Annotated in this window: 9 protein-coding genes; 5 read left to right on the plus strand and 4 right to left on the minus strand. The window is 33.2% G+C overall.

The features are described from left to right. Positions 1–29 precede the first annotated feature (29 nt). Positions 30–551, minus strand: coding sequence for a DUF2911 domain-containing protein (locus ACXGQT_RS08640; RefSeq protein ID WP_457828196.1), 522 nt, complete (start codon positions 549–551; stop codon positions 30–32). Positions 552–696: 145 nt separating this feature from the next. Here ACXGQT_RS08640 and lepA point away from each other — a divergent pair, with 145 nt between their 5' ends. The 5 genes from lepA (at position 697) to ACXGQT_RS08665 (ending at position 9,968) form a co-directional block, all read left to right on the plus strand. Continuing rightward, positions 697–2,493, plus strand: a complete 1,797-nt coding sequence (gene lepA, locus ACXGQT_RS08645; protein ID WP_457828197.1) for a translation elongation factor 4 — start codon at positions 697–699, stop codon at positions 2,491–2,493. Positions 2,494–2,660: 167 nt separating this feature from the next. Beyond that, positions 2,661–4,079, plus strand: coding sequence for a glycogen synthase (locus ACXGQT_RS08650; protein ID WP_457828198.1), 1,419 nt, complete (start codon positions 2,661–2,663; stop codon positions 4,077–4,079). 6 nt (positions 4,080–4,085) lie between these two features. Further along, entirely contained in the window at positions 4,086–5,357 is a 1,272-nt protein-coding gene (locus ACXGQT_RS08655; protein ID WP_457828199.1) for a glucose-1-phosphate adenylyltransferase, read from the plus strand. A 75-nt stretch (positions 5,358–5,432) separates the two neighbouring features. Next, on the plus strand, positions 5,433–7,343 hold the full coding sequence (glgB, locus tag ACXGQT_RS08660; protein ID WP_457828200.1) for a 1,4-alpha-glucan branching protein GlgB: 1,911 nt from the start codon (positions 5,433–5,435) through the stop codon (positions 7,341–7,343). 228 nt (positions 7,344–7,571) lie between these two features. Further along, positions 7,572–9,968 carry a glycoside hydrolase family 31 protein gene (locus ACXGQT_RS08665; RefSeq protein ID WP_457828201.1) on the plus strand — a complete coding sequence of 799 codons (2,397 nt, stop codon included), beginning with the start codon at positions 7,572–7,574 and terminating at the stop codon, positions 9,966–9,968. A gap of 59 nt (positions 9,969–10,027) precedes the next feature. Here the strand turns inward: ACXGQT_RS08665 and ACXGQT_RS08670 are convergent, their stop codons facing one another. From ACXGQT_RS08670 to ACXGQT_RS08680, 3 genes are read right to left on the minus strand one after another with little or no spacing between them, the layout of a single operon-like run. After that, positions 10,028–10,585 (minus strand): thioredoxin family protein, encoded by a 558-nt coding sequence (locus ACXGQT_RS08670; protein ID WP_457828202.1) that lies wholly within the window; start codon positions 10,583–10,585, stop codon positions 10,028–10,030. 30 nt (positions 10,586–10,615) lie between these two features. After that, entirely contained in the window at positions 10,616–11,995 is a 1,380-nt protein-coding gene (locus ACXGQT_RS08675) for a DUF5689 domain-containing protein (protein ID WP_457828203.1), read from the minus strand. Between the two features lie 10 nt (positions 11,996–12,005). After that, positions 12,006–14,780, minus strand: a complete 2,775-nt coding sequence (locus ACXGQT_RS08680; protein WP_457828204.1) for a TonB-dependent receptor — start codon at positions 14,778–14,780, stop codon at positions 12,006–12,008. Positions 14,781–14,819: the final 39 nt, after the last annotated feature.

A 14,819-nucleotide genomic window follows, 5' to 3' on the forward strand; every position in this document is an offset into this window, starting at 1 on the left:
CTTTAATTTCAATTATTAATCTCTATTTTTTATTCACTCATTGGAATGGTAACAATTTCATTACCCCAAGCTAAGTATAAATTCATTTTATCATCAAAAACAATGGTAAACGCCTCAATAACCTCTTCACTTTTAGACACTTCTCCCTGAACTCTCACCACATCGTTTTCTGCATTATAAGAATAAGATCCCCATACATCTGTATCGCTATTTAAAATTACAGTCCATTCCTTCTCCCCAGGAATAGCAAATAATGAATAAATTCCCGCTTCAACTTTTTCACCTCCAAAAATAACGTCTTTATACAATCTAATTTCGGTTGCCTCATTAGCTCCCATTCTCCAAACCTCTCCTGGTTTAGCCAAACTCTCTACAGATCTTCCTTTTAACTGAGGTCTACTGTAGATGATTTTCACTAATTTATCAGAAGTTTTATGACTCATAGGATAAGACACAGCATCCATTGGACTTTTATCTAATCCTTTAAATTTTTGAGCATTCACAGCTATACTACTCAACATTAGCAATGTTAAAACAAGTACTTTTTTCATTATTTTATTTTTTAAAAATTATTTATTCCTTACAAGCTAATATACAATACTCTTTACTTTAAATAACTATTTATTTAGATGCGATTATAATCCGAACAGAATACTATATCTTTGCGCGTTGAACAAGCTAGCATTTTTAGGATAGATGAAGAATATTAGAAACTTTTGCATTATTGCACATATTGACCACGGTAAAAGTACCTTAGCCGATAGATTATTAAGTTTTACAGGTGCCGTAACCCAACGTGAAGAACAAGCACAGTTATTAGACAATATGGATTTGGAAAGAGAACGTGGTATTACCATTAAGTCTCATGCCATTCAAATGAATTATAATTACGAAGGAGAAGATTATATTTTAAACTTAATAGACACTCCTGGTCACGTAGATTTTTCTTACGAAGTTTCTAGATCTATTGCTGCTTGTGAAGGTGCTTTATTAATTGTAGATGCTGCTCAAAGCATACAAGCACAAACCATTTCTAACCTCTATTTGGCTTTAGAAAATGATTTAGAAATCATCCCTGTTTTAAACAAGGTAGATTTACCTAGTGCCAATCCTGAAGAAGTAACTGATGATATAGTAGACCTATTAGGATGTGAACCCGAAGATGTAATTCATGCAAGTGGTAAAACAGGATTTGGAGTTGACAATATTTTAAAAGCAATTATAGACAAGGTTCCGGCTCCAAAAGGAGACCCAGAAGCCCCTTTAAAAGCCTTAATTTTTGACTCTGTTTACAACTCGTACCGAGGAGTTGAAACCTATTTTAGAATTATTGATGGAACTATAAAAAAAGGACAAAAAATTAAATTCATGGCTACTGGTAAGGATTACTTTGCCGATGAAGTTGGAACATTAAATTTACGTCAAACACCTAAACAAGAAATAAAAACAGGAGATGTAGGATATTTAATTACAGGAATTAAAACTGCCTCTGAAGTAAAAGTAGGTGATACCATTACTAGTCTAGTAAACCCTACCCAAAACAAAATTGAAGGTTTTGAAGACGTTAAACCTATGGTATATGCAGGTATCTACCCTGTAGACACCGAAGATTACGAAGAACTAAGAGCTTCTATGGAAAAACTTCAGTTAAACGATGCTTCTTTGGTATTTCAACCAGAAAGTTCAGCAGCTTTAGGTTTTGGTTTCCGATGTGGATTCTTAGGAATGTTACACATGGAAATTATCCAAGAACGTTTAGAGCGTGAATTTGACATGACCGTAATTACCACCGTACCTAACGTATCATACTACGCGTATACCAAAAAAAATCCTGAAAATATTATTTTGGTGAACAACCCTACAGACTTACCAGATCCATCTAGTATGGATAGAGTTGAAGAACCATACATCAAAGCATCAATTATTACCAAGTCCGATTTTGTTGGACAAGTAATGAGTTTGTGTATAGAAAAACGTGGAGAAATTGTCAATCAAACCTATTTAACTCCTGAAAGAGTCGAGTTAATTTTTGATATGCCTTTGGCCGAAATTGTATTTGATTTTTACGACCGATTAAAAACCGTATCTAAAGGATATGCTTCTTTTGATTATTATCCTATCGGAATGAGGGTTTCTAAATTGGTGAAAGTAGATATTTTATTAAACGGAAGTTCTGTTGATGCACTTTCTGCACTAATACATGCTGATAATGCTTACCATATTGGTAAAAAAATGTGTGAAAAACTAAAAGAATTAATCCCTCGTCAGCAATTTGACATTCCTATTCAAGCTGCCATTGGTGCAAAAATTATTTCTAGAGAAACCACTAAAGCTTTAAGAAAAGATGTAACTGCTAAGTGTTATGGAGGAGATATATCTAGAAAACGTAAACTTTTAGAGAAACAAAAGAAAGGAAAAAAACGAATGAGACAGGTAGGAAATGTAGAAATTCCTCAAGAAGCTTTCATGGCCGTTTTAAAACTAAACGACTAAGTATCAAACACCTTGCAATGCAAGGTGTTTTTTTATACTACTTACATTTAGATAGTTTTTTTCACCAAGTCCAAAAATCCTAGCAATATTTTAAGAATTTACCCTTAAATTAATATATGTTAACAGATTTTTTTACTAAGTTTAGAAAGTGAATTAAATCGATTTTTATGAAAGTAATACACGTTAGTGCAGAATGCTATCCTGCAGCTAAAGTTGGAGGTCTTGCAGATGTTGTAGGAGCCTTACCAAAATACCAAACCAACCTTAATTATGAATCGGCCGTTATTATGCCATACTACGACAACAAGTATGCCAAAAACGCAGAATATACTACCGATTTTAAGTGTAATGTAGATTTAGCTGATAATCAATACAAAGCAACTGTATACAAAGTTAACAACAGTTTTGAAGAATTAGGTTTTCACCTTTACCAAGTGAAAATTAAAAATCTTTTAGACAGAGAAAATGTATATGGATACGCAGATGATACTGAAAGGTTTATTGCATTCCAAAAAGTAGTATTAGACTGGATTCTTCAATTTATTAAAGCCCCAGAAATTATTCACTGTCACGATCATCACACAGGGTTGATTCCTTTTATGCTTACACAGTGTAAAAAATATCACTCTATGCGTGGTATCCCTACAGTGTTTACAATTCATAATGCAGGTTACCAAGGAGAGTTTTCTTTTGAAAAACTATCTTATTTACCTGAGTACGATTTAGAATTTTCTGGTATTTTAGAATGGGACTATACTATTAATCCTATGGCAGCTGCTATAAAAGCATGTTGGCGATACACCACTGTTTCTCCAAACTACATGAACGAGCTTCCATACGCAGCTACAGGATTAGATTGGTTGTTTGATACTGAAAGAGAAAAATCAGTAGGAATATTAAATGGTATTGATGCAGACGTATGGAACCCTGCTACCGATACTATGATTACTAAAAACTTCTCTGAAAAAACAGTAGAGGCAGGTAAAAAAGCCAACAAACAAGCTATTTGCGATAAGTTTGGTTTAGACCCAAACAAACCTCTGGTAGCATTTATTGGTAGATTGGTATATCAAAAAGGAGCTGATATTATGGCTGGAATTTTTGACAGGGCATTAGAAGCCAACGATATTAATGGTTTGGTTTTGGGGTCTGGAGATTCTCATGCTGAGTTTTTACTAAATGAATTAAAAGAAAAATACCCAGATAGATACAATACTTTTATAGGATATGATGAAGAATTATCTCACTTAATTTATGCGGGTGCAGATTTTTTAATTATGCCTTCTAGATTTGAACCTTGTGGTTTAAATCAATTATACGCTTTACGATATGGAACCATTCCTGTAGTAAGAACTACTGGAGGATTAAAAGACACCGTTAAAGATATTGGGGAAAAAGGTGGTTTTGGAATTCGTCATGAACATGTTACAGTAGAAGATGTTGCTCTAGCCATTACCCGTGCCAACAAGTTGTATAATGATACAAATGAATTTAAGAGAATTAGAAAAGAAATTATGAAAATTGACAATTCATGGGAAAATTCAGCTCAAGAATATATCGAATTATATAACCTAATAGCCAAATAAAAATTTATGAAAAAAAAAGTCTTAGGAATTATTTTAGGGGGAGGACAAGGATCTAGATTAAAACCATTAACATCTACAAGGTCTAAACCAGCTGTCCCAATTGCAGGAAAATACAGACTAGTGGATATTCCTATTTCTAACTGTCTACATTCTAACATAGACAGAATTTTTGTACTTACACAATTCAACTCAGCTTCTTTAAACAAGCACATTAAAAACACCTATACCTTTGGAAATTTCTCTGGTGCTTTTGTTGATATTTTAGCGGCAGAGCAAACCCCTGAAAACGATGGTTGGTTTCAAGGAACTGCAGATGCCGTAAGACAATCCATGCAACATTTTGTAGCTTATGAGTGGGATTATGCATTGATTCTATCTGGAGATCAATTATACCAGATGGATTTTAACAAAATGGTTAAAGATCATCAAAAAAGTAAAGCAGACATCTCTATTGCTACTTTACCTGTTAATGCGAAAGATGCTACAGGTTTTGGAATTTTAAAAACCAATGATCAGGAGGAAATTACTTCTTTTATAGAAAAACCATCTTCAGATCAATTATGCGACTGGACCTCTGAAGTTACCGATGAAATGAAATCTCAAGGAAGAGAATATTTAGCCTCTATGGGTATTTATATTTTTAACAGAGAGCTACTTATCGAATTAATGAAAAATAAAGAAACCATGGATTTTGGTGGAGAAATTATTCCACAAGCTATTAAAAACCATAAAGTTTCTAGTTATCAATACGAAGGATATTGGACAGATATTGGAACTATTGGATCTTTCTTTGAAGCTAATTTAGGGCTTACAGATGACATCCCTCAGTTTGATTTATTTGGAAATGACACCAACGTATTAACAAGACCTCGTTTTTTACCTCCCACAAAAATTTCGGGGACTACCTTAGAAAAAACATTAATTGCAGAGGGTGGAATTATCAATGCTAGTAGAATAGAAAGAACCATTATTGGTATTAGAGCTAGAATTGGTATTGGATCTACCATTTCTAACTGCTATGTAATGGGTAATGATAAATATGAAGGAGCAGATGAAATTGCTCACAAAACATATAACAATATCCCTTTAAAGGGAATTGGTGCTCGTTGTTATATTAACAATTGTATTATAGACAAAAACTCTTCTATTGGAGATGATGTTAAAATAAACGGTGGAGACCATTTACAAGATACTGAAACAGATTTATACACTGTTCGAAACGGAATTGTAGTTATAAAAAACGGGGTAACTGTCCCAAGCGGAACTGTAATTATTTAGATTCCAAAAACAAAATTCAACACGCCCAAGTAAATCTACTTGGGCGTGTTACTTAACAAAATAATCATTCAGCTTATGAATCACGTACAAGTACACAGTCTTTTTACAGACTTTGACATATATCTTTTTAAATCTGGTAAACATTATAGACTGTATGAAAAATTTGGAGCACATCCTGCAGTTGTAGATGGTGTTAAAGGAATGTACTTTTCTGTATGGGCTCCCACTGCAAATAGAGTATCTGTTGTAGGCGATTTCAATTTCTGGAATGATAGTGAACATATTTTAAATGTAAGATGGGATAGCTCAGGAATCTGGGAAGGTTTTATTCCAAACGTAAAAGTAGGTGAAGTTTATAAATATAAAATACACTCCAACAACAACGGAATTGTTACTGAAAAATGTGATCCTTATGGATATCATACTGAACATCCGCCTAAAACTGCATCCGTTACTTATGACATTGAAGGTTATAAATGGCAAGACAAAGAATGGATGCAATACAGAAAAGATAAAAACGGTTTAGACAAACCCTACTCTGTATACGAAGTTCACTTTGAGTCTTGGATGAAAAATGTAGACGAAAACAGACCTTTAAGCTATTGGGAAGCTTCACAAAAACTAGTACAATATGTAAAAGAAATGAATTTTACACATGTAGAATTCATGCCTATTATGGAATATCCTTTTGATCAATCATGGGGATATCAAATTACAGGTTATTTTGCACCAAGTTGTAGATTTGGACACCCAAAAGAATTCATGAATCTAGTAGATGAATTTCACAAAAATGATATTGGTGTTATTTTAGACTGGGTACCATCACACTTTCCATCAGATGCACACGGGTTGGGATTTTTTGACGGATCGCACTTATATGAACATCCTGACAAAAGAAGAGGCTATCACAAAGATTGGAAGAGTTTAATTTTTAATTATGGAAGAAATGAAGTTCGTTCGTTCTTAATTTCTAATGCTTGTTTTTGGCTAGACAAATATCATATTGATGGTTTAAGAGTAGATGCTGTAGCTTCTATGCTTTACTTAGACTATTCTAGAGAAGATGGTGAGTGGGAACCTAACAAATTTGGAGGAAATGAAAACCTAGAAGCCATAGAATTTTTAAAAGATTTTAACACTGAAGTTTACAACAGTTTCCCTGGAGTTCAAACCATTGCCGAAGAATCTACAGCCTTTTCAGGAGTTACAAGAGACGTTGAGTATGGTGGTTTAGGCTTTGGTATGAAATGGATGATGGGTTGGATGCACGATACTTTAGGATACTTTAAAAAAGATCCTATTCACAGAAAATATCATCACAATGAAATTACTTTTAGCTTGGCTTATGCTTTTACTGAAAGATACATGCTTCCTCTTTCTCATGATGAAGTTGTTTATGGAAAAAAATCTATTCTAGGTAGAATGCCTGGTGACAAATGGCAAAAACTAGCCAATTTACGTTTGTTATACGGATACATGTTCTCTCACCCAGGAGGAAACTTATTGTTTATGGGAGCTGAATTTGGTCAAGAAAATGAATGGAGTTATGCCCATAGCTTAGACTGGCATTTGCTTGATAATCCAGAACATAAATCTGTTCAAACATATATTAAAGACTTAAACACCTTTTTAAAAGAAACTCCTGCTCTTTACGAAAAAGGTTTTTCACAAGAAGGATACGAATGGATAAACTATGAAGATGGAGAAAAATCTGTATTGAGCTATATTAGAAAAGGACACGAAGATAAAAATGACATCATTGTTGTTTGTAATGCAACACCAAGTGTTCAAGAAAATTATTTAATTGGAGTACACAAAAAAGGAAAATTAAAAGAAGTTTTTAACTCCGATTTGAAGAAATATGGTGGTAGTGGAATTAAAAACAGCAAACAAATTCAGGTTTTAGACAAACCATGGAACTGGAAAGACTACTCTGCTGAAGTTACACTTCCTCCTTTAGGAATTGTCATCTTTCAGATAAAATAAAAGATATAATATTACCACATTTAAAAAAAGACTCTTTATTCACATTATAAGGAGTCTTTTTTTATGAAAACAACAATTTACAAACTTCAACAATCTTCACCCAAACCCTAGTATTTATAAGGGTTTACAGAGAATTAATTTTATGATAAAAAACAGTTTTATTAAAGTTTAATTGTTAACATTTTTCACTAAATTGGAATACTCAGAATCAATAAAGAACTGTATACTATGATATTAAACGAAAGAATCGAACATAAGGGAAATGCGTTTCCTGCAAAAGTGATAGATTTTAAAAAAGACGTAGACACACTGTATTTTCACTCCGAAAATGGTGTAATTCTACAAATGACAGTGCTCAGAGATAGTATGTTACGTTTTAGATTTACTACAGATGCTAAATTTGAACCAGATTTTTCATACGCCATCTCTAAAGATGCTATTAAAGGATATAATAAACTAGAAATTACCGAAGATATAGAAAAGTACATCATTACTACTTCTAAATTAGTGTGCTATATCTCTAAACAAGACTTAAGAACACGTATTTATGATGCCGTTGATGAAACCTTAATCTCTGAAGATGAATTAGGTTTTCACTGGGAAGAAAGCTACGAACTTGGAGGAAACATTGTTAAAATGACCAAAAGTTCTCCTACTGGTGAAAGTTTTTATGGGTTGGGTGATAAACCCGAACACACCAACTTAAAAGGAAAACGTTTTCAAAACTGGGCAACCGACTCTTATGCTTTTGGAAGACACACGGATCCTATATACAAAGCCATTCCTTTTTACACAGCCATTCAAAACAAAAAAGCTTATGGAGTTTTCTTTGACAACTCTTTTAGATCTCATTTTGATTTTTGTTCTGAAAGAAGAAATGTAACAAGTTTTTGGGCTGAAGGTGGTGAAATGAATTATTATTTTATCTATGGACCTAATATGCAAGATGTAGTAGCATCTTACACTAATTTAACTGGAGCTCCTGAACTACCTCCATTATGGGCTTTAGGATATCACCAATGTAAATGGAGTTATTACCCAGAGTCTAATGTTAAAGAAATTACCCAAAAATTTAGAGATTTAAAAATACCTTGTGATGCTATTTATTTAGACATTGATTACATGGAAGGTTTCCGATGTTTTACTTGGAGTAAAGACTATTTTCCAGAACCTAAAAGAATGGTAAAGGAATTGGCTGATGATGGATTTAAAACGGTAGTTATTATTGATCCAGGAATTAAAATTGACATGGATTATGATGTATTCCGTGAAGGTTTAGAAAATGATTATTTCTGTAGAAGAGCAGATGGTCCCTACATGAAAGGTAAAGTTTGGCCGGGAGAATGTTACTTTCCAGATTTTACAAGAAAAGAAGTACGTGATTGGTGGGCTACTTTATTCCAAGAACTAATTGAAGATATTGGAGTAAAAGGTGTTTGGAATGACATGAATGAGCCTGCTGTTATGGACGTTCCTGGAAAATCTTTCCCAGATGATGTTCGTCATGATTATGATGGAAACCCTTGTTCTCACCGTAAAGCACATAATATATATGGAATGCAAATGGCAAAAGCCACCTATAAAGGATTAAAAAAATACAACTACCCTTTAAGGCCTTTTGTTATTACACGTTCTGCATATTCTGGAACGCAAAGATATACCTCAACTTGGCTAGGTGACAACGTAGCCTCTTGGGAACATTTATGGATTGCCAACGTACAGGCACAAAGAATGGCTATGTCTGGTTTCTCATTTGTAGGATCTGACATTGGAGGTTTTGCTCAACAACCAAATGGTGAATTATATGCAAGATGGATACAATTAGGGATTTTTCACCCATTTTGTAGAACACACTCTTCTGGAGACCATGGAGATCAAGAGCCTTGGACTTTTGGTACAGAAATAGCAGATGTTGTTCGTAAATTTATAGAAATTAGATACCAATTACTACCTTATTTATACACTACTTTTTACAAGTATATTGAGGAAGGAATTCCAATGTTAAAATCACTAGTATTGTTTGATCAAGAAGATGCTCAAACACACCACAGAACAGATGAGTTTTTAGCAGGAGAACACATTTTGGCTTGTCCTATTGGGGAACCTAATGCAAAAGGAAGAAGAATGTACATCCCTAGAGGAAACTGGTACAATTTCTGGACACACGAAGTTATTGATGGAGGTAGAGAAATGTGGGTAGATGCCGATATTGATAGCATGCCTATTTTTATTAAAGAAGGAGCTATTATTCCTAAATACCCTATTCAACAATATGTTGGAGAAAAAACCATTGAACAATTAACTCTTGATGTTTATTACAAACAAGGAAAAGAAGAGTCTAGTGTTTATGAAGATGCCAATGATGGTTATGATTACACGAAAGGTCGCTTTAGTTTAAGGCTATTTACCATTACTGGTAAAAAAGATAGCGTTACCATTAAACAGCACAAAACAGGGACTTTTATTACTGAATACGAGACCTTTAAAATTAATTTAATTGGGTTACCATTCCAAATTAAGAACATTAAAATTGACAACGAAGATGTAAATTTAGAAGATGTTAAAATTGGACATAGAGTTTTAGAAATCACTAAAAACTTTAACCAATTGGAAATTTTAGCTTAAAATTTTACTTATAAAATAAAAGCTCGCTAATTTCTTAGCGAGCTTTTTTATGACCTTTTCTATTTTTTCCATTTAATTCCACATCCCATGCTTGGCAATACAATATCTTGATAAGCCTCTCCTTTTAACATCAACTCTAAAGCTTTTTTAATATCTTCTCCTGAAGTTGGAATTCCGTTACCTGGTCTAGATTTGTCTAACTGACCATGATAGTAAGATTTTAAATCTCCATCAAACACATATATATCTGGAGTACAAGTAGCATCATAAGCTTTAGCCACTTCTTGTGACTCATCGTATAAATATGGAAAAGAGTACTCATTTTCTATAGCGTGAATTTTCATTAACTCAGGACGATCTTGTGGATAATTTACTACATCATTACTACTTATAGCTACAAAACCAATTCCTTTTGCTTTATATTCTTTTGCCAAAGAAACCAATAAAGGATTTACGTGAATAACATACGGACAGTGGTTACAAATAAACAGCACTACCGTTCCGTTTTTCCCTTTAACATCTGTTAAACTTACTTGTTTACCAGACACTACATCTGGCAACATAAAATAAGGAGCTTCTACTCCAACCATCATTTCATTTGAAGGTGTTAATGCCATATTTTTACTTTTACCTCAAAGATAAAAAAGCTAACGGACACCAGGAGTAAAATCGATATTTCCTCCTCCAGTATTTAATTGAGGTAGCTCTTTTTTTATGATCCACTCTGTATTATCAAAAGTATTATTTGGCGATATTACTGATGTTTTTCTAACCGCTACTCCATCTTCATATTCCCAGACAGAACCTGTACCGTCAACATTTGGAAACCCATAAACATCCTTCAATTCATTTAAAGGATCTATCAACTCATAAGCATCATCTCCATTTCCATCAATATTGCTATTGGTTAAAGCGGGAGCAAACTCAAAATACGTTTCAAACCACGTTTTGTTAGTAGCAACATCTTTATCATTGGCAGCAACAATTAAAGTTTTGTTTGCTGCAATAGACAAACCATCTAAAGAAATGGTATATGCATTTTCGTTAGCACTTGTTTTATTATAACGAATAACATTCCAACCATTTAAAGAAACTAAACTAGCAGTTGGGTTGTAAATTTCTATATACCTAGCTACTTCACCTGTTCCTACTTTAGGATCGGCTACTTCCGTTATCATTAAATCGGGAGTAACAATATTTGGACAAGCAACATAATTTCCTATTTCTTGTATGTCTTCTATACTATTCATTATTAAAATAGGCTCGTTATCAAAACTAATATTATAAATAGCTGTAATATCTATTTGTTTGTTCGGAATGATATCCTCTGCAAAATCTGCAAAATTACTTGTTTCTAAAAGAATGGTGTCTTTCCTTGTGCTATCGCAAAACTCCAACGTTCTTTTACCATCAAAATCATCCGTAGGTAAACCTGCATAAGGCTCTCCTATATATGATTGTTTAAAATGAATATTTTCAATTTTCACCAATGTATTTAAATCAGCAGTAGTTAAATTTGACAGGGTTGTTATTTTAGGAGTAACTTTCCCTACTTCATTTGTTTTTAGGATATAAGTATCTAATTCAAACTCTGAAATATCTTTAATATAAGTGTTACTTGGTTTCCCTAAAGTTAACAACTCATCACTTGTGGTTCTTTTAAGTCCCTCTAGATTAATTACAACTTTTCTTCCTTTGGCATATTTTGTACTGGTAGTGGTTAAGCCTACTCTAATTCTCATCCCCATTCTAGGGTTATCTATTCCTAAATCGGTATCCTCTAAGGTATTTTGGACAAAAATTTCTTTATAAAAATTCCCTTGCTGATCTGAAGAAACTACATATCCTGTAACAATAGTATCTTTTCCTATTTCATTACTATGCAAATTATACAACTCTTTAAAGGTAATTTCTGTTTTGCTACTAAGGTCTGGGGGAATAATATCGGTATCAATAGCCTTGTGATTAAAATCATCTACACAAGCCATTAACAAAAGTAAAAAAGATAATATGCTATATTTTTTCATGATGTTGTTTTTAGAATGAATAATATAATCCTGTAAAAAAGGTCCTCCCATTTCCTACAAAATAACGGCTACCAAACAATGGTAACTCTCTATTATATTCATTTAACTGTTCGGTATAATTAGCTGCTCTACCACTAGCAAAGCCCCCTGTTCTATAACTGATATCTAGAATGTTTTGAACGTTCCAAAAAACACTTAAATATCCTGTATTTAATCGCCATGATTTACCTCCAGACAAATTGACCAATGTAAAATTATTTAATTGCTCTTGCTGCCTAAACAAACTCACCAAATTGTCTTCTATATTAGCAATTGGGTTTCCGTTAATTTCATGAGTAAAATTGCTGGTATAACGAATAGGAGCAACATCAACATAATTATTTCTAAAATGATTGACACTCACTCTTATCCTCCAATAACTAGGGTCATTATAAGCCAACATTAACGAAAATGCTTGTTGTGGCCCTACCGATAATTTTTTACCCTGAATAGTAGCTGCTCCTAAATTTTTAGCTCCGTTAATAAATCCTAAATTTTGAGCACTTGTATCATCTTCTGTATACAGTAATAAATTAGGGTTATTGTTATAGGTATAATTACCCAAACCAATGACCCCTGTTAACTTTATGGTTGAAGTAACATCGTAAGAAGACCCTAACTCCAAACCAACATATTTTTTTTCAATATCATTTAAAACCTCTTGTACAAACAGGCTATTTTCATCTAACAAATCTCCAGTATTAGGATCGTCATCAGCATCTGTTCCAAAACCTTCAGCAAAATAAAAACCAGTCTCAGTAACATTGTTTTGTAAATTGTAATATCCTGTAAGTTTTATGTTGTAATTAAGCCCCCTATGAATGTAGCTTAATGCATTGCTAAACAAATTCTCTGTTTCTAAATTCTCTAAAGTAGCATTACTTACTCTTGCATTTGGAAACACTTGCCTTACGCTTGGTGATTTTTGAATATAAGCTGTTTTAAAATCGAATAAATTTCTACCAGACAATTTATAAAGCACATTTGCTTTTGCTTGGTGTGCTAACAAGTTTATTTTTTTGCTTTTACCCTCGGCATCGGCATAATTTTCATAATTATACAATCCCTCTCTTTGGTGTGTGGTATAAGAAGCTCCCAAAGCACCAGTCAACTCTATTTTTTTTGCTTTCCAAGCAGTCTGAGCAAACCCGCTTACACTAGAACTGTTGATATTGTAATTGTATTTAAATCTATCCCCCTCGGTAACCACTCTATTCAGATTATTCAAATCGCTTTGCACCAAAGTAAAACTAGCTACATCTAAATAACCATTCCCTCCTAACAAGTCTATTACTTCAGCATAATTTTCTGAGGTTGTATTTCTGTAATCCACACTTGCATTAAATTGCCAATCTTCGTTTATTTTTTGGGTGATATTGGAATTAAATTGAATTCTTTGCTCATCTCTCTTATCGCTATACAACACATACGCAGCATTTTGATTGGTTGCATTCATTTCTGCATTGGCTTTATATAAAAAATCCCAATCTAACTGACCATCATTTAAAAAAGCCTGCTCATATCTATATACATTTTCATAATCAACAGTATTTCTAGACAACCAATAACTTGGTAATTTTTGGTAATAAGCTGCATCGGGGTTTGCTCCACCGTTATAATCTATTCTAGAATACCCAATATTTCCTTTTTGCAACATAAGTGTGTTTTCCCAACGTGTTTTATCATTATTTTCATAAGTATGAGTTAACAAGAATAATGGTTCTTCTACCTCTCTAATTCTAGCGTTTCTTTTTTTTCCATTTTGATATCCCCAATTTCCATTGTAACTATTTCCTTTTAAACCAAACACTTCATTTGTATAAGAACCTGCAGCACCTCTCCTATTTGGTGTGTACATAAAACTTGCTGTTAAACTATTGTTAGTGTTTACATACTTTTCTACACTCAACATTAATGAATTGGCATCGTAAAAAGACCCTTCTCTATAACCTTCATTTCCCCAACGCCTACTTGCAGAAACCACATAATACCATTCATTAGACAAACTCCCTACATGACTTACAGAGGCTTTGTTTTGATAAGACCTATCTGAACGAGCATATGAAACTCTAGTTCCTGTTCTATATTTTGAGGCTCTAGTAGTTAAAGAAGTTACTCCTAAAGCCCTCCCAAATGTTTTTTCAGAAGCTCCTAAAGGCTCTGTAACTTCTTGATTTCTATAAATTCCATCTACCCCTCCCCAATTATTCCATGCAGGTCTATCATCGTACAATCTGTTTTGTTGAACCCCATTTAACAAAAAAGTCACCTGATCTGAACTCAACCCTCTTGCACTGTAAAAAACTCCTTGAAATTCAAAACCTATGGTGTTTAAGTATACATCGTCTGAAGCAGAAAAAATTCCAGCAATATTAGCAACCTCTCCACTTTCATCATCTAATTGGTCATCTGTAAGATTTACCAGACTAAATTCATTCTGAATTTTATCCATAGGTTTTAAAAAAACAACATTACTTTTAAATGAAGTTAAGGTAATTCTCTCCTCCTTATATTCGCTTGCCTTTACTATTATTTGTTTGATATCACTAGATAAACTTACAGAGAAACGACCATTAGCATTGGTATAAAAATATTGTTTGTCTGTGTTTGGAATATCAATTTCAAAAGAAATTACAGGCTCGTTTGTTTTAAAATCTTTTACTATTCCGGTATAAGACACCTGTTGCTGAGCGTATATTGACAAAGAAAACAAACAGCAACAAAAAAATTTATGAATTGATAACATTTCCTTTTTATTTACCTGCCAAAATAAATTTAGTTTTAA

The organism is Wenyingzhuangia sp. IMCC45467 (genome assembly GCF_054111205.1).